The following is an 18,070-nucleotide window of genomic DNA, read 5'->3' on the forward strand; positions in this document are numbered from 1 at the left end:
CGCAAAAAATGACGATTAAAGTAAAAATATAAAGATTTTCTTTCGTGTGATATAGGTTGTTAAACCTTGTGAAAGCGAATTACTTATGCTACACTTTATGTAACTTAAAATGAACGGAGGGGCTTCCTTTGATCTTAATCAGATTACGTCTCAATACTTTGTGCCAATAATTGAATAGCGCTCAAAGGCTCTGTCTGTGTACAGAGTGAACGGGATTGGTCTGCCTATTTTAAAGGAACCCTTTATTAAGCTTATATGTGAAAAAGAGGGAGGGACGAATACGCCCTCTTTTTGTTTTGCCTTTATAAATAGAATTGGATTGTATAAGTGAACACTTACTGTGGATACGTATACAATCTTGGGACTTTTTGACTATAAAATAGGATGAAAGCATAGCTTTCTTCTATTTCTTTGGTGAACCCTTATCCGTTTACGAAAACACAGGCAGCGACCTGTGTTTTTTATTTTACGTAATCGAAATGGAGGAATAAATATATGGAAGAAGTATTACAAAGAGCAGTTTTAGTTGGAGTAAATGTAGGTAATGAAGATGATTTTGCATATTCGATGGAAGAGTTAACAAATCTTGCGGAAGCTTGTGATGTAGAGGTAATTGGGCAAGTAACGCAAAATTTACAACGAGTAAATCCATCGCATTATATCGGAAAAGGAAAGATTGAAGAAGTTGCAGCGTATGTACAAGAAATAGATGCGAATATGGTTATCTTTAATGATGAATTATCTCCTTCACAAATTCGAAATTTAGAAGAGGATTTAGATTGTAAGGTAATTGATCGTACCATTTTAATTTTAGATATTTTTGCGCAACGTGCGAAAACGAAAGAAGCACAGCTACAAGTAGAAGTAGCACACCTTCAGTATATGATGCCTCGTTTAATCGGTCTTCGTGAATCGTTAGGGAGACAGAGCGGCGGCGTTGGTACGAAAAATAAAGGTGTCGGTGAAAAGAAGTTAGAGTTAGACCGTCGTAAAATTGAAGAACAAATTTCAGTTTTGAATAAAGATTTAGAAGCGCTCGTTGCCCAGCGTCAAACGCAGCGAAAGCAGCGTAAGAAAAATGAAATACCTGTTGTAGCATTAGTAGGTTATACGAATGCAGGAAAGTCAACGACGATGAATGCAATGCTTGAAATTTATAATGGTACAGAAGAAAAACAAGTATTTGAAAAAGATATGTTATTCGCGACGTTAGAAACATCTGTACGAAATATTGATTTGCCAGATAATAAATCATTTTTATTAACAGATACAGTTGGATTTGTAAGTAAATTACCACATCATCTTGTGAAGGCGTTCCGTTCAACGTTAGAAGAAGTAGCGGAAGCAGACCTACTTATTCACGTTGTAGATTACGCAAATCCAAATTATGAACAATTAATTGATATTACAAATGAAACGTTAAAGAAAATTGGAGTAGAAAATATTCCAACGATCTATGCTTATAATAAATCAGATATGGTAGATGTTGAAATTCCGAAAGTGCAAGAAGATCGCGTTTATTTATCAGCGAAGAAACATGTTGGAATTGAAGAACTTGTAGAAATGATTCGCTCACACATCTATAAAGAATATACGAAGTGTGAAATGTTAATTCCATATGATCAAGGACAGGTAGTTTCGTATTTCAATAATCATGCACACGTTTTATCTACGAGTTACGAAAACGAAGGTACCAAATTACAAATAGAATGTAAGACGAGTGATTACGAGAAGTATAAGCATTTTGCAATTTAATGTAAGAGGCAACCCAGTATGTGATTGGGTTGTCTTTTTTTTGTACTGTTTTACCGCTGAAAGTTACAAGGATGCAAGCCAATGACGGGAGTTAAGTTATATTTCTGGAAAAAGAAATGAAAGCAGTATAGAATAGAAATGTTTCAAAAGTCAGAATTTATTACACCTACTGTAATAAATATATATTTTGTACAGAAAGGGGAGATTCACATATGCAGGCAGTTTCACACAAAAAAACTGTAGAAACACCGACAATATATCGAATTTTATTTGCGATTAGCTTTGGGCATTTTTTAAATGATTCGATGCAAGCAGTTGTGCCGGCGTTGTTTCCTATTTTGGAAAAAACGATGAATTTATCCTATATGCAAGTAGGGTGGATTGCGTTTGCGTTAAATATGACGTCATCGATTATGCAACCGGTGTTTGGTATGTATTCAGATAAGAAGCCGTCACCATTTTTATTACCACTCGGCATGTTTTCAAGTATGCTTGGAATGATTGGACTCGCGTTTGCACCAAACTTTATTATTGTTATTATTTCTGTTTTATTTATTGGTTTAGGTTCCGCAGTCTTTCATCCAGAAGGCGCTCGTGTTGCGTATATGGCGGCAGGTGCAAAACGAGGGTTAGCGCAAGCAATTTATCAAGTTGGGGGAAACACGGGGAATTCTCTAGCTCCTATTTTTACAGCGCTAATTTTCGTTCCACTCGGTCAAATTGGTTCATTAGGTTTTACAGCATTTGCAGCAGTAGGAATTGCATTATTAATTTTCGTATCGAATTGGTACAAAAATGAATTAGCAACCGGTGCTGTAAGAAGGAAGAAGAGGGCTGCACTTGAGGCGGAAAATGCAATTGTAAGTACACACATTAAATTCGTTATTATACTTCTTGTTTTTCTTACTTTTGTACGCTCTTGGTACGGTGCTGGTATCGGGAATTTCTATCAATTTTACTTAATAGAGCATTACGGTTTATCTATAAAAAATGCCCAGTATTTCGTATTCGCATTTATGATTGCTGGTGTGTTAGGCACTTTCTTCGGAGGACCGTTAGCAGATCGATTTGGTAAGAAAAATATCATCGTATTTTCAATGTTAGGTTCAGCGCCACTTGCACTGTTATTACCACATGTCTCACTTGTGTGGGTCGTACCGTTATTTTTATGTATCGGTTTTATTAGTTCAAGTAGTTTTAGTGTAATTGTTGTATATGCACAAGAGCTTGTGCCTGGAAAAGTGGGAATGGTGTCAGGATTAATCGTAGGTCTTGCATTTGGACTTGGAGCATTAGGTGCTGTAGTTCTTGGGAAATTAGCAGATATATATAGCCTGCAATTTATTATGCTATTATGTAGTTGTCTACCATTAATTGGACTCACTTCATGGTTACTGCCAAGTGATAAGAAAACGATAGAATAGGGGATGCGCTATGAAATTGTGTGAAAACGTTACGGAATTAATAGGAGATACACCTGTCGTCCGATTATCTAAATTTATTCCGGAAGACGCAGCAGATGTATATGTGAAACTAGAAATGTTTAATCCATCGCGCAGTGTGAAAGACCGTGCTGCTTATAATTTACTTCACGTTGCAGAAGAAAATGGTCTCATCAAACCAGGAGATACAATTATTGAACCGACAAGCGGGAATACAGGGATTGGTTTAGCGATGAATGCAGCAGCTAAAGGGTATAAAGCGATTTTAATTATGCCAGATAATATGTCAAAAGAGCGTATTAATTTATTGAAAGCATACGGAGCAGAAGTAGTTTTAACACCAGCAGAACAAAGAATGCCAGGAGCAATTGCGAAGGCGTTAGAACTGCAAAAACAAATACCGAATAGTTTTATCCCGCAACAATTTGAAAATCCAGCTAATCCGAATATTCACCGTTATACGACTGCACTTGAAATTTACGAACAAATGGATGGAGAGCTTGATGCTTTTGTTGCAACGGCAGGAACAGGCGGAACGATTACAGGGACTGGTGAAACGTTAAAAGAGAAATTGCCAAACTTATATATTGCAGTAGTGGAACCGAAAGGATCTCCCGTTTTATCCGGTGGTGTACCAGGTCCTCATAAACTAGTAGGAACAAGCCCAGGATTTATTCCGAAAAACTTAAATACAGAAGTGTATAACGAAATTATTCAAATTGCAGATGAAGAGGCTTTAACGACAATGAGAAACTTAGCTAGACAAGAAGGATTATTAGTTGGGCCATCTTCTGGAGCATCTGTTTACGCTGCAATCATGATAGCGAAACGCCTAGGCGTTGGTAAAAAAGTTTTATGTATTGCGCCTGATACAGGTGAACGTTATTTAAGCATGGGGTTATTTGAATAAAAAGGATAGAAACACCTTAATAGTGAATAGCTGCTATTAAGGTGTTTGTTTTATGGAATGAAGAGGGGGAGAAGAACAATGAAACTATTAAAACCAATCCATGAATATAGTGAGCATATTACGGCGTATAGACAAGCGTTTTTACACTCAGGGGAACAACCACATGGAAGTAGTTCTTTACAAAACTTTGATTCTCTTGATGAATGGTTTGAAAAAGTGAGTAAACAAGAACTAGGAGAAAATTTACTAGCTAATCGAGTGCCATCTAGTCAGTTTTTAAGTTTTGAAAAAGGGGAACTTATAGGTTTTGTGAATATTAGACATAGATTAAATCCAGAATTATTACGGGAAAGCGGTCATATTGGATATAGTGTCCATCCGAATAAACGTCGCCACGGTTACGCTACGAAACAACTACAACTTGCATTAGCTGAAGCGCAAAAATTAGGATTGCAGAAAGTATTAATAACTTGCGATAAATCCAATATCGGTTCTGCTAAAACGATTCAAAAGGTTGGAGGTGTGTTAGAAAATGAAGTAGTTTCTTCTCGTACTGGTGAAGTTATTCAGCGCTATTGGATACAAATATGATTAAGTAGGAATTTGAAAAGGTAATGCAAGCTGTAATATCGAAATAGATAAATGAAATATAGGGGATTACTGCAATTTTAGGGGGAAATGAAATGGGATTAAAAGAGAAAGCGATAGAGATGTCAGAGATTTATAGGAAAAATCCGAAAGTAGAAGCTATTATTTTAGCGGGTTCAGTAGCTAGAAAGCTTGAAGGTGAACATTCAGATATAGGATTACATATTTTATGGTCAACACCGCCAGAAGATGAGGATCGTAGGGCCCCTATTCATCATATTGATGGGACAATATTATCGTATCATCCGTATGAGGAAGAAGAATGGTCGGAAACGTATTTAACGAAAGAGGGAATTAAATTAGAGATTAGTAACTTTTTAACAGAGACAGTAGAGAAAGTGATTTCGGATGTGGTGGATCAATATGATATAAGTTATGAAAAACAATGTATTGTATCATCCATTCATGATGGTGTTAGTTTGTATGGAGAAGGGAAAGTGAATGAATTAAAAGAAAAAGTAGCGGCATATTCAGATGAACTAGCAAAACGGATGATTTCAGAAAATCTATGGTTAAGTAATCGTTGGCACAATCGAAAGGCGCTTTTAAAACGGAAAGATTGGCTTATGCTTTATGACGTTATTTGCGAAGTACAAAGGAACATATTCGGTGTTTTATTTGGTTTGAATAAAATGTACGTACATCATCCAGCGTTTAAATGGATGCCTAATAATGTGGAACGAATGGCTATTAAACCTGAAAAATTATATGAACGTATGGCGGACACATTAATAGGGAATCCAGAAAAAAGTGTGCAGGAGTTAGAGTTGCTAATAGAAGAAGTGTTGCAACAAGTTCATACATACGCACCAGGAGTAAATGTGGATGAGCAAGAAAAATCTATTTTTTATTTTGTGAAATAGAAAATAGTAATAAGGGGGAAGTTATGGGGTTTTTTAATAGGTTTTTTAAAAAAGTTGAAAAAGTAAATGAGCAAGAAGCTACTCTTCATGAATTAAGTGAAGAATTGTATGTTGAATCACCGGTAGAGGAAGCGACTAGTTACTGGGTATCAATGGCACAAAATATAATTGTTAATGCTGTAAAAGCGGCTGACAATGATGTGGAACGTGCCTTCGTGTTATTGAATTTGAAGAAAGGTGAGGCTTCATTTGATATTTTTTATCAAATAAATGGGCAATTGTATTTCTGGGATCAGCTAGAAAATGAGACGATAAGAAATAGAATTCAGAACGAGTTGTTACCGCAAGCTCCAGAAGTTTCAAATGCAGTAAATGAGCAATTTCGTGGAGCTGATCACCCTATAATTTCGTTCGCACAATTGCAGTTTGAATGGGAAACGAAAGCCTGGTTCTCACATATAATTTGGGAAGATAGCCTTGCTGCTCAATTGCCCAAAAATCAAATTCTAAATGAATGGTTTCGTGTAATTAAAGAAGAAACGAAAAATAGACCATTGGATAGTGATGCGAAATTTTCTTGGTATCCATCAAACTCTTAAAAAATGAATACAGCGAGACAGGTTATGTTTCTAGATGATTTGTATTATTGAATAAGTATCAATAATACGTAATTCTTTTTCTATTGCCTGTTAGAATTCGTTATGTACTAAGCTACTTGTTTTCTAAACTAAAACTTATATTTCGAATTTTTAAATAGATTGTAATACATAAAAATTCGAAATATAAGTTGACACTATTTTTAATGTGTGATAAAAATGATAGTAATCAATTCGGAAAATAATATTTGGGCAATGAAAGGGTATAGTAGTGAATATCTCCCTATTTCAGAGAGCTGATGGTTGGTGTGAATCAGTATATAGATTATTCATGAAGTTCGTCCTGGAGCATCTTTCATAAATCTCATATTTTGAGGAAATGAAAGACGGTAGTTTATACCGTTATCAAATAAAGTGGTGAAGATTTTTTCACAACTAGGGTGGTACCGCGATATTTATCGTCCCTACGTATTTACGTAGGGACGTTTTTTATTTAGGTCCTAACTTTGGTGTGGCTTCATAACTAGGGTGGTACCGCGATATTTTATCGTCCCCACGTTTTTGCGTAGGGGCGTTTTTATTTAGGTGGTTTCTTAGTGTTCTTCACAACTAGGGTGGTACCGCGATAATTTTGTCGTCCCTACGTATTTACGTAGGGGCGTTTTTTTATTATTAGGGAGGAAGTGAACGTATTAGAAAAGAGTATTGATAGAACAATATAAATACCGAATTGTAACAAAGAAAAAGAGATAGAGAGGAGATTAACAAATGAATTCACAGCAATGGACATCGAAATTAGGTTTCGTATTAGCTGCAGCAGGTTCGGCAATTGGTCTTGGGGCGATTTGGAAATTCCCATATATGGCCGGCATTGGAGGAGGCGGAGCGTTCTTCCTAATTTTCATCGGTTTCACATTATTAATTGGTTTACCGCTATTATTAGCTGAATTTGTTATTGGAAGAAGTACACAAAAAGAGGCTGTCGATGCATATAGAGAGATTGCTCCTAAAACGTTATGGCCTTGGTTAGGTAAATTAGGAATTGTAACATGTTTCATATTACTTTCTTTCTACAGTGTTGTAGGAGGCTGGATTTTATTATATTTATGGAATGCAATTACAGGTAGACTATGGGAAGGAAATGGAGCATACGAAGCTACGTTTGGTGAAATCATTTCCAATCCATATTTAGCAGTTGGATCACAGCTATTATTCATCCTTATTACTATTTTCATCGTAAGTAAAGGTGTACAAAATGGTGTTGAAAAAGTAAATAAATATTTCATGCCAGCACTATTCGTTTTATTCTTTGTATTAATCGTTCGTGCACTTACGTTAGATGGTGCTGGAGAAGGCGTTCGTTTCTTCTTACAACCTGATTTCTCACATGTAACATCAGAAGTTATTTTATACGCAATGGGGCAATCGTTCTTCTCATTATCTGTTGGGGTAGCCGTTATGGTAACGTATAGCTCATACTTACCGAAAGAAGAAAGCTTACCACGTTCAGCATTTTCTATCGTAGCCTTAACTCTTGTTATTACATTACTTGCAGGACTTGCAATTTTCCCAGTTGTGTTCGCATTTGAGATGGAACCATCTCAAGGACCAGGACTATTATTTATCGTATTGCCAGCTATTTTCAGTAAAATGGCATTCGGAAAATTATTCTTCATCGTTTTCTTATTACTATTCTTCTTCGCTACGATTACATCAGCAATTTCGATGTTAGAAATTAGTGTTGCATCGTTAACATCAAAAGGTAAAGGGAAACGTGAAAAAATGGCCTTAATCGTAGGGTTATTAATCTTCGTTGTTGGGGTACCATCAGCATTATCATTCGGTATATTAAGTGATCTGAAGATTTTCGGGAAGACAGTCTTTGATTTAGCGGACTATGCAGTAAGTAACGTATTAATGCCACTTGGTGTATTATTAGTTTCTATCTTTGTTCCTTTAAAAATGAAGAAAGATGTATTAATGAAAGAGCTAGGTGTAAGTAAAAATAAAGGTTATAAACTATTCGTATTATGGTTATTCTTACTTCGTTATATCGCACCAATTGCGATTATTATCGTATTCTTAAATGTACTTGGCATTATATAAAAAGAAAGGTAGCGTATCATACAAAGATACGCTACCTTTTTATTTTGCTCTTTTTTGCAATTCATTTACTGTTACGAACTGATAGCCCTTCTTAGATAAAGAATCTAAAATACCTTCAATCGTTTGTAAATTTTCATTAGACTCATCATACATAGAGTGCAGTAAAATGATAGAACCTGGTTTTACATTTTTATTAACGTATTTAATTTTATCAGCCGCAGATTTATAAAAAGTATCGGGCTCAAGATCCCATGTGATTGTTTCGATATTGTTTTTATTTAAATAATATGGCAGCCCTATTAACTTTTTACCGTTAGGGGGCCTAAAATCAATTTCGTCTGTAAATCCTGTTTGGCGGATTAATGAATTCGTTTTTTCTATTTCATCTTTAATAAAAGAAGGTGTTTTGAAAACCATTCTATTATGAGAATATGTATGGTTTCCAAGTTGGTGCCCAGATTGCGTGATAGCTTCTCCTAACGATAAATTTTGCTCTAATTCATTTCCAATTAAAAAGAAAGTAGCTTTAGCGTTGTATTTATCTAGTAGCGGTAATATTTGTTTTACATTGTTAGTAGGGCCATCATCAAAAGTTAAAGCAATCACTTTTTCATTTGTTTCTACGCGTTGTGTTAAATCTCCAAATAATTGAAAGCTTCTTGCGTTCATCAATTTGTATGTTCCGAATAATGCCGTGATAATAAAGAATAGTGTAACGATTGTAATGATAATTTTTTTCTTCATAATGTAACCTCACAATGATTTTTAATTCAGTTAAAAAGTATTATATCAAACTAAGTAATTTCGTGCTTTAAGAAGGGTGTGGATGCAAGGAGAAGGAATTTATCATATAATAAAATGCAAAAGGTATATTAGGAGGTGTTTATATGGCGATTATAATTCAATTGCCAGACACTGCAACGTCTCATGCAAAGCCAAGTATGGAAATGGCGATACTTTGCGTGAGGTAGACAAGTAATATACAATCGCCTATATGAGCTCGTATCATTTTTTATATTTGGCTTTGCACCTTATTGAAATGAACCATAAAAAATAAGGGGCGAGCAGAAATGAAATACGTAAAAGCTAATGCTGTTTTACCAGAGAGTTTAATTACTGAAATTCAAAAGTATATACAAGGTGAAACAATTTACATTCCGAAACAAGAAACGAAACATTATAAATGGGGTACACGATCTGGCGGAAGAAAACAACTAGATGAAAGAAATAAAGCAATTAAAGAAGCGTTTAAAAGTGGGATTGCTATTCATCAACTTGCAGAAGAATATTTTCTTTCTGGGGAAACGATTAAAAAGATTGTGTATTCTAAATAAGAGGAAAAGAGTCTGATTCATATATTACTTTGAATCAGACTCTTTTTGTTTTATGTGTATTGGATATATGAGGCGTGAACGGGCATGATAATAGAAAAAATGTGCCGTTTTTTTATTAAATGGTATACAGAGCACTTGAAAAGTAGAAAGGTGAACATATATGAATCATATTGGACAAATAACGATAGAGCTTTTAGTTGGTTTTTTTGTTTTATTAATTGCTACAAAAATATTAGGGAAAACACAAATATCTCAGCTAACGCCATTTGATTTTATTTCTGCAATCGTCCTAGGTGAGCTCGTTGGAAATTCAATATATGATCCTAAAATTAAAGTATGGTCTATTTTATATTCAGTATTTGTTTGGGTAATTTTAATTTATACTATAGAAGTGATAACACAAAAAGTAAGAGGAACAAGAAGGTTTTTTGAAGGGTATCCTTCAATTATTATTCGTAACGGAAAGATTGATCGTGAACAATTAAGCGTAAATCATTTGGATATAAACCAATTACAACAAATGCTTAGGCAACAAAAAGATATATTTTCAATCCGAGAAGTTGAATATATGATATTGGAACCGAACGGAAACATAAGCGTTCTGAAAAAAAGTAAATACGAATCTCCTACTATAAATGATTTAAGTTTAAAACATAAGCCTGTATACTTACCAATTTCATTAATTAGTGATGGAAAAGTAGTTAAGGATAATTTGAGGGAAGCGGGATTTGATGAAGGATGGCTTTATAAACAAATAAAGCAAAAAGGAATTACTAAATTTGAAGACGTATTATATGCGGAATGGAAAACAGATGATGGCTTCTTTTGTCAGGAAATGCAGCGGTAGAGAATAAGTGATATATGTAATGTTTGTTTCTAAGTTATCTTTTACATATCAAAAAATGTAATCATTGTATACAATAAAACTAGATCAACAATTTGTATGGAGTGATAAAGATGGAAGCGTTTATTAGAAGTGATCAATATAATTTTATAAAATCACAAGCTTATATTTTAGCAAACGGGCATGCAACGGCAAATGATAGAGGTGTAATTCAAGCGTTAAAATCGCTTGCGATTGAAAAGATAATACATGTATTTGAGAATTTAACGGATGAACAGAAAGAGTTAATTGATACGGTATTAACAGTTCAAAATAGAGAAGATGCAGAATCATTTTTAATGAAAATAAATCCGTATGTAATTCCGTTTCAAGAAGTTACAGCACAAACATTAAAAAAATTATTTCCTAAAGCGAAAAAGTTAAAACTTCCTGATATGGAAGAAATGGATATGAAAGAAATATCTTATTTAAGCTGGATTGATAAGGGGTCAAGCAGGAAATTTATTATAGCGAAAAATGATAAAAATAAATTTGTTGGTCTGCAAGGAACGTTCCAAAGTTTAAATAAAAAAAGCATTTGTTCGTTATGTCATGGACATGAAGAAGTAGGAATGTTTTTAGTTGAAATTAAAGGCGATGTACCAGGAACTTTCGTTAAAAAGGGAAACTACATTTGCAAAGATGGTGTAGCTTGCAATCAGAATATGAAGTCACTTGATAAATTACATGATTTTATTGAGCGATTGAAGAAATAACGAGAAAACCTCTAGTATTTAAACTGGAGGTTTTTATTTTTTGAAGAAGTAAAATAAGCTTTCTTTGTAAATGTAGATTTATAATGAAATTTGATAAAAATATCTATTATGATACAGTTGCTTATATGCAAGGAGGTAAAACATGGATTACCTTTTATCGAAAGAAAAAGTGAAGCGATGGCCCAAAGATATGATAGCGGCGGGGCGTTGTCATACAGTTGGCCTGAAATCGGATGGCACGGTAGTAGCGGTGGGCCGAAATAAAGAAGGAGAATGTAATGTAAGTGGCTGGCGAGATATTGAAGCAGTCGCAGTGGGCAATGTTCATATGGCAACGAACACGGGTAATGCTCATACAATCGGTCTTACATGTGACAGTACTGCGGTAGCACTGGGTTGGAATAAGCATGAACAATGTGATGTAAACGATTGGCATAATATTGTAGCGGTTGCGGCAGGGTGGCGTCGTACTATTGGCCTGAAATCGGATGGCACGGTAGTAGCGGTGGGCCGAAATAAAGAAGGAGAATGCAATGTAAGCAGTTGGCAAGGTATTGTGGCAGTCACAGCGGGTGACTGGCATACAGTCGGTCTTAAATTGGACGGCACATTGACGACTGTGGGGAATAATCGATATGGTCAATGCAATGTAAGTAGCTGGCGAGGTATTGTAGCGGTCAAGGCTGGGTATCTTCATACTGTTGGTCTTAAACGAGACGGTACGGTGACAGCAGTGGGGAATGATAAACATAACCAGTGTGATGTAAGTGGCTGGCGAGATATTGTAGCAATAGCGGCTGGTACGAATCATACAATCGGACTTAAATCAAACGGTACCGTGGTCGCAGTGGGTTGGAATGAGTATGGTCAATGTAACGTAAGTGATTGGAGAGATATTGTAGCGATAGCGGCTGGTTGTGCACATACAGTCGGACTAAAATCAGACGGTACGGTGATCGCGGTAGGTAATAATGAATTTGGCCAATGCGATGTAGGTAGCTGGCGCGACATTCGGTTACCTGGCAAATAGTCAATTTACAATAAATCATTAGTAATATTATTCTATTTTAGGAGTAATTATGGAATAGGATATGTAGAAAATAATTAAACTTAAATCTGCTGAATAAGAATCTCTTTTGAAAAGGGATTCTTATTATTTTTCATAAAATGAGGGTGTAAATGGAATTTTTGAACAAATTTTATTTCAAAATTACAGTAGAAGATATAAATTAAAAAGTATAGAGGAGATAAAGGAATGCTTAAAAGGTTTTTACTTTCTTTACCGGATGTTTTACTTATATGTATCGTTCTCTACATAATGTACACAAATTCTTTTAGTTTTGGACAGATGCTAGTAATTTCCATTGCAATCGGAATTATTGGTGGTCTTGCTATTAGAATTTGTAAGGATGTATTCACGTATATAAGATGGACAATTAAACAAAGAAAAAATTGAATATGTTTAATAGTTATTAGGAGGGAATGAAATGACTAAGAAAAAGAATAGAGTGAAAAACGAGATAGTACTTTGGTCACTAACAGCAATTGTTCTGTTAATTGTATGGTACTTTTATCAAAAATAAAAACGCAACGTACTAAAAAAGCACGATGCGTTTTTAGTATTTTTTTTGCCAATTTTCTTTTATAAAGTCTTCACGCCCAGATTCTTTTTGCTCAGTAGCATATTTCTCTGGATTCTTTTTATAGAAATGTTGGTGGTATTCCTCTGCTTCGTAAAAAGGTGCAGCAGGACGAATTTCAGTCACGATTGGATCTTTAAACATACCGCTTTCTGCAAGAGCTTGTTTTGATTTTTCAGCAAGCCCTTTTTGTGTTTCGTTATGATAAAAAATAGCGGTACGATAAGATGGACCACGGTCAAAAAATTGTCCGCCATCATCAGTTGGATCGATTTGTGGCCAATATAAGTCTAGTAATTTCTGATAAGGAAAAATAGAAGGATCGAATGTAATTTGAACAACTTCTAAATGTCCAGATGTTCCAGCTTTTACTTGTTCATATGTTGGGTTTTCTACATGACCTCCTGCATAGCCAGAAAGTACTTTATGAATACCAGGAAGTTCATCAAATGGTTTTACCATGCACCAAAAGCAACCGCCTGCGAAGGTTGCGAGTTCGTATGTTTTTTCGGACATTGCTGTAATCCTCCTAAATGTATATGTTTTATATAGTATTATATAAATTGTTTTATTGCGCAATAAAAAAGGTTTGAAAATATATGTTTTTTACAAACAAGATCCTCCGCTCACATCAATTAATTGGCCAGTAACCCAGCGGCTGTCTGGAGAAGCAAGGAATGCAGCAGTATCGGCAATGTCTTCTACTTCACCTAAGCGATTGAAAGCGGAAATAGTAGTAGCGTACTGCTTCATCATCGGGTCGCTCAAGAGTTCTGCATTCATATCTGTTTTAATAAATCCTGGAAGTATTGCATTCACCGTTATTCCTCGTGCTCCAAGCTGTTTTGCTAGCGTAAAAGTCATTGTATTAATAGCGCCTTTCGTCATACTATATGCAACAAAATCAGGTAAAGAAATGCGGGTGGCAGCGGATGAAATATTAATAATTCGGCTATTGTCACGTAAACGTGGTAGTGCTAGTTGAATGATAAAGAATGGAGCTTTTGCATTTACTGAAACCATTCTATCAAAAAACTGTTCAGTCGTTTCTTCAATAAAAGCACCAGGACCAATGCCAGCATTGTTTATTAAAATATCAAATTGTGTTTCACCAGTGCGCTTTTGTAATTCAGTATCTAAAGCGTTATAAAGGTTTTCTACACCGTGTAAGGATTCTAGATTTGCGCCGATAGAAAAAGCTTGGCCACCATCTGATCGAATTTCATGAACAGTTTCTTCAGCGTCATCTTTTCGACTACCGTAATGAACAGCAACCAATGCACCGTCATTTGCTAAACGTTTAGCGATCGCTCGTCCAATTCCTCGGCTTGCTCCTGTAACTAACGCTACTTTCCCTTTTAACATAGTTTCCTCATCTCCTCATAAACTTTATAAGTTTTTCTTTATGTAGTAATGCAAACATACTTAAGTAATATATGAGTGTATGTAAGTAATGCATTCCAATTTTGATTTGAGAAAAAATAAATAGAATGAATTTTGATTTTTTTGAAAAAAACATATTGACAACGAAAAGGACAACGTCCTATAATACGTGTAACAAATAAAAGTTAATTAAGAATTTTCTAACTTTATGTGTTGTATATGCAAAGAAGAGGAAAGTAGATGATTATGATCGTTTCAGAGAGCTACTCCAAGGCTGTGAGGGTAGTAACAATCGAATCATTGAAGATCACCTCGGAGCATCGCTTGCGAAAGGGAAACTGAGTAGAGGGCGGCGGCATCGTCTCCGGTAAAAGGACGGAGGTCTGATTGGACCTACAAAGCTTATATTTCGTGAGAAGTATAAGGAAGCTGAGTGGTAACGCGAAACTCTCGCCTCAGCAATCAAAGCTACTAAATTGTAGTAGTTGATTGCTGAGGCGAGAGTTTTTATTTTTAAAAATAGAAGAAGAGAATGCGTAGAAGAGGAGAGTAAATGATAAAGATTGTTTCAGAGAGCTGCCCCGAGGCTGTGAGGGTGGTAACAATTCACTCATTGAAAATCACCTTGGAGCACTACTTTTGAAAACTAGTAAAAAGTAGCGGGGTTGTTCCCGATAGAAAAACAAAAGTCTAATTGGACTTGCAGAGCTTATATTTCGTGAGAAGTATAAGGAAGCTGAGTGGTACCACGATTCCCTCGTCTCAGCAATGGATTGCTACAAGTATGTAAGTAATCGATTGTTGAGACGAGTATATTTTTAAGGTTTATATACTGAATATTCTGTTAAAAATACTCATCTCAGCAATCGATGTAGAAATAGATTGCAAAAAATAGAGAAAAAAAGAGGAGCGATGTGAGATGGGAAACCAGTACATTTACATGAATGGGGAATTTGTAGAAAAAGAAAAGGCAGTTGTTTCAGTATATGATCACGGTTTTTTATACGGAGACGGTGTATTTGAAGGGATTCGTAGTTACGGAGGAAATGTATTTTGTTTAAAAGAACATGTGAAACGATTGTATGAATCAGCGAAATCTATTTTACTAACAATTCCAATGACGGTAGAAGAAATGGAAGAAGCAGTTTTACATACACTCCAAAAAAACGAATATACTGATGCTTACATTCGCTTAATTGTCTCAAGAGGAAAAGGTGACTTAGGGCTCGATCCGAGAAGTTGTGTGAAGCCGAGCGTAATTATCATTGCAGAACAATTAAAGTTATTCCCACAAGAATTTTATGATAATGGGCTAAGCGTTGTATCTGTTGCATCAAGACGTAATACGCCAGATGCGTTAGATCCACGTATTAAGTCAATGAATTATTTAAATAACGTACTTGTAAAAATTGAAGCAGCACAAGCAGGAGTGTTAGAGGCTCTTATGTTAAATCAACAAGGATATGTTTGTGAAGGTTCTGGTGATAATGTTTTCGTTGTGAAAGATGGAAAAGTATTAACCCCGCCATCCTATTTAGGAGCATTAGAAGGTATTACGAGAAATAGTGTTATCGAGCTATGTGAGCGACTGAGTATTCCGTGTGAGGAAAGACCGTTCACTCGCCATGATGTATATGTAGCGGATGAAGTATTTTTAACAGGAACAGCAGCGGAGTTAATTCCAGTTGTAAAAGTTGATTCCAGAGAAATTGGAGATGGGAAACCAGGAAGTGTAACGAAACAATTGACCGAAGAATTTAAAAAATTAACGAGAGAAAGAGGAGTACGTGTTCCCGGGCTGACGGAAAGCTTAGCATAAATAAGGAGAGGAGTTAATGGAAATGAAGCAGCAGTATACAGCGTATGAGAAGTTACAGTATGAAGAAATGACAGGCGCTGGGCACGTGATTCAATGTTTGAAGAAATTGGGTGTAACGACCGTTTTCGGCTATCCAGGCGGAGCGATTTTACCAGTATACGATGCGTTATACGAAAGTGGTTTGAAACATGTTTTAACTCGTCATGAGCAAGCTGCCATTCATGCGGCTGAAGGATATGCGAGGGCTTCTGGAAAGGTCGGGGTAGTCTTTGCTACCTCTGGCCCAGGGGCGACAAATTTAGTTACGGGCTTAGCAGACGCTTATATGGATTCGATTCCTTTAGTTGTCATTACCGGGCAAGTTGCAACGCCTTTAATTGGTAAAGATGGATTTCAAGAAGCGGATGTTGTCGGAATTACAGTACCTGTTACGAAGCATAATTACCAGGTTCGTGATGTGAATCATGTATCACGAATTGTGCAAGAAGCTTTTTACATCGCCAAAAGCGGGCGCCCGGGACCAGTATTAATTGATATTCCAAAAGATGTTCAAAATGCAAAAGTCACCAGTTTCTTTAATGAAGAAGTTGATATTCCGGGGTATAAACCAGAATTTGTACCAGACAGCATGAAACTTAGAGAGGTGGCTAAAGCAATTTCAAAATCTAAGCGTCCACTTCTTTATATAGGAGGTGTCATTCATTCAGGTGGATCCGATGAACTCTTCGAATTCGCAAGGGAGAACCGTATTCCAGTCGTTTCAACTTTAATGGGACTTGGTGCATATCCACCGGATGATTCATTGTTTCTAGGGATGCTTGGTATGCATGGGACATACGCTGCTAATATGGCGGTAACAGAATGTGATTTACTACTTGCATTAGGTGTTCGCTTCGATGATCGTGTAACAGGAAAATTAGAACTTTTTTCTCCAAACTCGAAAAAAGTACATATTGATATTGATTCTTCTGAGTTTCATAAAAATGTAACTGTAGAACATCCGATTGTTGGTGATGTAAAAAAAGCGTTACACATGCTGTTACATATGTCTATTTATACACAAACAGACGAATGGCTTCAGAAAGTAAAGACATGGAAAGAAGAATATCCACTTTCTTATAAGCAAAAAGAATCTGAGTTAAAACCACAGCATGTGATCAACTTAGTAAGTGAATTAACGAATGGTGAAGCGATTGTCACAACAGAAGTAGGTCAGCATCAAATGTGGGCTGCTCACTTCTATAAAGCAAGAAAACCTCGGACGTTCCTTACCTCTGGAGGATTAGGAACGATGGGGTTTGGTTTTCCAGCAGCAATTGGTGCTCAGCTAGCTAAAAAAGAAGAACTTGTCATTTGTATTGCAGGTGACGCTTCTTTTCAAATGAACATTCAAGAACTACAAACAATTGCTGAAAATAACATCCCTGTAAAAGTATTTATCATAAATAACAAATTTTTAGGGATGGTAAGGCAATGGCAAGAAATGTTTTATGAAAATCGTTTATCAGAATCAAAAATTGGATCACCAGATTTTGTGAAAGTAGCAGAAGCTTATGGAGTAAAGGGATTAAGAGCAACAAATTCAACCGAGGCAAAACAAGTGATGTTAGAAGCATTTGCTTATGAAGGTCCTGTCGTAGTTGATTTTTGTGTAGAAGAAGGTGAAAACGTATTTCCGATGGTTCCGCCAAACAAAGGGAATAACGAAATGATTATGAAGAGGTGGGAAGAATGAGTCATACTTTTTCACTCGTTATTCATAACGAGCCAAACGTCTTATTACGTATAAGTGGGATTTTTGCTCGGCGTGGTTATTATATTTCTTCTTTACATTTAAAAGAAAGAGATACTAGTGGTGTTTCTGAAATGAAACTCACAGCAGTTTGTACTGAAAATGAAGCGACATTACTTGTTAGTCAGTTGAAAAAATTAATTGATGTTCTGCAAGTAAATAAATTATAAGGAGTGTATGGAA

18 protein-coding genes and 2 other annotated features are annotated in these 18,070 nt (G+C 35.8%); of the genes, 15 read left to right on the forward strand and 3 right to left on the reverse strand.

The window, feature by feature from the left end; genetic code table 11:
* The first annotated feature begins 495 nt into the window (after window positions 1-495).
* The 7 genes from hflX (at window position 496) to AC3WVZ_RS07820 (ending at window position 8,320) form a co-directional block, all read left to right on the forward strand.
* Window positions 496-1,755: a GTPase HflX gene (gene hflX / locus AC3WVZ_RS07790; RefSeq protein ID WP_000393283.1), complete on the forward strand. Its 1,260-nt coding sequence runs from the start codon at window positions 496-498 to the stop codon at window positions 1,753-1,755.
* Window positions 1,756-1,967: 212 nt separating this feature from the next.
* Complete coding sequence (locus AC3WVZ_RS07795) at window positions 1,968-3,179, forward strand: MFS transporter (protein ID WP_001149398.1); 1,212 nt, start codon at window positions 1,968-1,970, stop codon at window positions 3,177-3,179.
* Window positions 3,180-3,189: 10 nt separating this feature from the next.
* Window positions 3,190-4,107 (forward strand): cysteine synthase A, encoded by a 918-nt coding sequence (gene cysK, locus AC3WVZ_RS07800; protein ID WP_000762273.1) that lies wholly within the window; start codon window positions 3,190-3,192, stop codon window positions 4,105-4,107.
* A 78-nt stretch (window positions 4,108-4,185) separates the two neighbouring features.
* Window positions 4,186-4,698, forward strand: a complete 513-nt coding sequence (locus AC3WVZ_RS07805; protein WP_000771271.1) for a GNAT family N-acetyltransferase — start codon at window positions 4,186-4,188, stop codon at window positions 4,696-4,698.
* 92 nt (window positions 4,699-4,790) lie between these two features.
* Window positions 4,791-5,618 carry a DUF4037 domain-containing protein gene (locus AC3WVZ_RS07810; RefSeq protein WP_233936248.1) on the forward strand — a complete coding sequence of 276 codons (828 nt, stop codon included), beginning with the start codon at window positions 4,791-4,793 and terminating at the stop codon, window positions 5,616-5,618.
* A gap of 23 nt (window positions 5,619-5,641) precedes the next feature.
* Entirely contained in the window at window positions 5,642-6,217 is a 576-nt protein-coding gene (locus AC3WVZ_RS07815) for a hypothetical protein (RefSeq protein ID WP_000505543.1), read from the forward strand.
* A 243-nt stretch (window positions 6,218-6,460) separates the two neighbouring features.
* Window positions 6,461-6,683, forward strand: a binding site (T-box leader).
* Window positions 6,684-6,982: 299 nt separating this feature from the next.
* Complete coding sequence (locus tag AC3WVZ_RS07820; protein ID WP_139846994.1) at window positions 6,983-8,320, forward strand: sodium-dependent transporter; 1,338 nt, start codon at window positions 6,983-6,985, stop codon at window positions 8,318-8,320.
* 39 nt (window positions 8,321-8,359) lie between these two features.
* Here the strand turns inward: AC3WVZ_RS07820 and AC3WVZ_RS07825 are convergent, their stop codons facing one another.
* On the reverse strand, window positions 8,360-9,064 hold the full coding sequence (locus AC3WVZ_RS07825; protein WP_000726860.1) for a polysaccharide deacetylase family protein: 705 nt from the start codon (window positions 9,062-9,064) through the stop codon (window positions 8,360-8,362).
* Between the two features lie 326 nt (window positions 9,065-9,390).
* Between AC3WVZ_RS07825 and AC3WVZ_RS07830 the strand changes: the two genes are divergently transcribed.
* From AC3WVZ_RS07830 to AC3WVZ_RS07850, 5 genes are all read left to right on the forward strand, one after another.
* Entirely contained in the window at window positions 9,391-9,654 is a 264-nt protein-coding gene (locus AC3WVZ_RS07830) for a CD3324 family protein (RefSeq protein WP_000878325.1), read from the forward strand.
* A 160-nt stretch (window positions 9,655-9,814) separates the two neighbouring features.
* Window positions 9,815-10,501, forward strand: coding sequence for a DUF421 domain-containing protein (locus tag AC3WVZ_RS07835; RefSeq protein ID WP_001015543.1), 687 nt, complete (start codon window positions 9,815-9,817; stop codon window positions 10,499-10,501).
* A 110-nt stretch (window positions 10,502-10,611) separates the two neighbouring features.
* Complete coding sequence (locus AC3WVZ_RS07840) at window positions 10,612-11,253, forward strand: FusB/FusC family EF-G-binding protein (RefSeq protein WP_000387072.1); 642 nt, start codon at window positions 10,612-10,614, stop codon at window positions 11,251-11,253.
* 142 nt (window positions 11,254-11,395) lie between these two features.
* Window positions 11,396-12,283: an RCC1 domain-containing protein gene (locus AC3WVZ_RS07845; RefSeq protein ID WP_000385090.1), complete on the forward strand. Its 888-nt coding sequence runs from the start codon at window positions 11,396-11,398 to the stop codon at window positions 12,281-12,283.
* Between the two features lie 225 nt (window positions 12,284-12,508).
* Window positions 12,509-12,709 (forward strand): hypothetical protein, encoded by a 201-nt coding sequence (locus AC3WVZ_RS07850; protein ID WP_000919314.1) that lies wholly within the window; start codon window positions 12,509-12,511, stop codon window positions 12,707-12,709.
* Between the two features lie 160 nt (window positions 12,710-12,869).
* Here the strand turns inward: AC3WVZ_RS07850 and msrA are convergent, their stop codons facing one another.
* Window positions 12,870-13,409, reverse strand: a complete 540-nt coding sequence (msrA, locus tag AC3WVZ_RS07855; protein WP_144639862.1) for a peptide-methionine (S)-S-oxide reductase MsrA — start codon at window positions 13,407-13,409, stop codon at window positions 12,870-12,872.
* A gap of 90 nt (window positions 13,410-13,499) precedes the next feature.
* Window positions 13,500-14,258: an SDR family oxidoreductase gene (locus AC3WVZ_RS07860; protein ID WP_000911822.1), complete on the reverse strand. Its 759-nt coding sequence runs from the start codon at window positions 14,256-14,258 to the stop codon at window positions 13,500-13,502.
* Between the two features lie 546 nt (window positions 14,259-14,804).
* Window positions 14,805-15,044, forward strand: a binding site (T-box leader).
* A gap of 151 nt (window positions 15,045-15,195) precedes the next feature.
* On the opposite strand from AC3WVZ_RS07860, the gene ilvE reads away from it, so the two are divergent.
* Genes ilvE through AC3WVZ_RS07875 form a run of 3 tightly spaced genes read left to right on the forward strand, consistent with a single transcriptional unit; the run spans window position 15,196 to window position 18,057 of the window.
* Window positions 15,196-16,095 (forward strand): branched-chain-amino-acid transaminase, encoded by a 900-nt coding sequence (gene ilvE, locus AC3WVZ_RS07865; RefSeq protein ID WP_000528161.1) that lies wholly within the window; start codon window positions 15,196-15,198, stop codon window positions 16,093-16,095.
* 22 nt (window positions 16,096-16,117) lie between these two features.
* Entirely contained in the window at window positions 16,118-17,830 is a 1,713-nt protein-coding gene (gene ilvB, locus AC3WVZ_RS07870; protein ID WP_233936560.1) for an acetolactate synthase large subunit, read from the forward strand.
* On the forward strand, window positions 17,827-18,057 hold the full coding sequence (locus AC3WVZ_RS07875; protein WP_142238802.1) for an ACT domain-containing protein: 231 nt from the start codon (window positions 17,827-17,829) through the stop codon (window positions 18,055-18,057). The genes ilvB and AC3WVZ_RS07875 overlap by 4 nt, the downstream gene beginning before the upstream one ends.
* Window positions 18,058-18,070: the final 13 nt, after the last annotated feature.

It is taken from the genome of Bacillus sp. CPT56D-587-MTF (genome assembly GCF_058792335.1).

Coding starts and splice junctions, on each gene's coding strand:
- ilvE (WP_000528161.1), top strand. CDS start 15,196: ATGGGAAACCAGTACATTTACATGAATGGGGAATTTGTAGAAAAAGAA.
- AC3WVZ_RS07860 (WP_000911822.1), bottom strand. CDS start 14,258: ATGTTAAAAGGGAAAGTAGCGTTAGTTACAGGAGCAAGCCGAGGAATT.
- msrA (WP_144639862.1), bottom strand. CDS start 13,409: ATGTCCGAAAAAACATACGAACTCGCAACCTTCGCAGGCGGTTGCTTT.
- AC3WVZ_RS07850 (WP_000919314.1), top strand. CDS start 12,509: ATGCTTAAAAGGTTTTTACTTTCTTTACCGGATGTTTTACTTATATGT.
- AC3WVZ_RS07840 (WP_000387072.1), top strand. CDS start 10,612: ATGGAAGCGTTTATTAGAAGTGATCAATATAATTTTATAAAATCACAA.
- AC3WVZ_RS07810 (WP_233936248.1), top strand. CDS start 4,791: ATGGGATTAAAAGAGAAAGCGATAGAGATGTCAGAGATTTATAGGAAA.
- hflX (WP_000393283.1), top strand. CDS start 496: ATGGAAGAAGTATTACAAAGAGCAGTTTTAGTTGGAGTAAATGTAGGT.
- AC3WVZ_RS07805 (WP_000771271.1), top strand. CDS start 4,186: ATGAAACTATTAAAACCAATCCATGAATATAGTGAGCATATTACGGCG.
- AC3WVZ_RS07825 (WP_000726860.1), bottom strand. CDS start 9,064: ATGAAGAAAAAAATTATCATTACAATCGTTACACTATTCTTTATTATC.
- AC3WVZ_RS07795 (WP_001149398.1), top strand. CDS start 1,968: ATGCAGGCAGTTTCACACAAAAAAACTGTAGAAACACCGACAATATAT.
- cysK (WP_000762273.1), top strand. CDS start 3,190: ATGAAATTGTGTGAAAACGTTACGGAATTAATAGGAGATACACCTGTC.
- ilvB (WP_233936560.1), top strand. CDS start 16,118: ATGAAGCAGCAGTATACAGCGTATGAGAAGTTACAGTATGAAGAAATG.
- AC3WVZ_RS07830 (WP_000878325.1), top strand. CDS start 9,391: ATGAAATACGTAAAAGCTAATGCTGTTTTACCAGAGAGTTTAATTACT.
- AC3WVZ_RS07820 (WP_139846994.1), top strand. CDS start 6,983: ATGAATTCACAGCAATGGACATCGAAATTAGGTTTCGTATTAGCTGCA.
- AC3WVZ_RS07875 (WP_142238802.1), top strand. CDS start 17,827: ATGAGTCATACTTTTTCACTCGTTATTCATAACGAGCCAAACGTCTTA.
- AC3WVZ_RS07835 (WP_001015543.1), top strand. CDS start 9,815: ATGAATCATATTGGACAAATAACGATAGAGCTTTTAGTTGGTTTTTTT.
- AC3WVZ_RS07845 (WP_000385090.1), top strand. CDS start 11,396: ATGGATTACCTTTTATCGAAAGAAAAAGTGAAGCGATGGCCCAAAGAT.
- AC3WVZ_RS07815 (WP_000505543.1), top strand. CDS start 5,642: ATGGGGTTTTTTAATAGGTTTTTTAAAAAAGTTGAAAAAGTAAATGAG.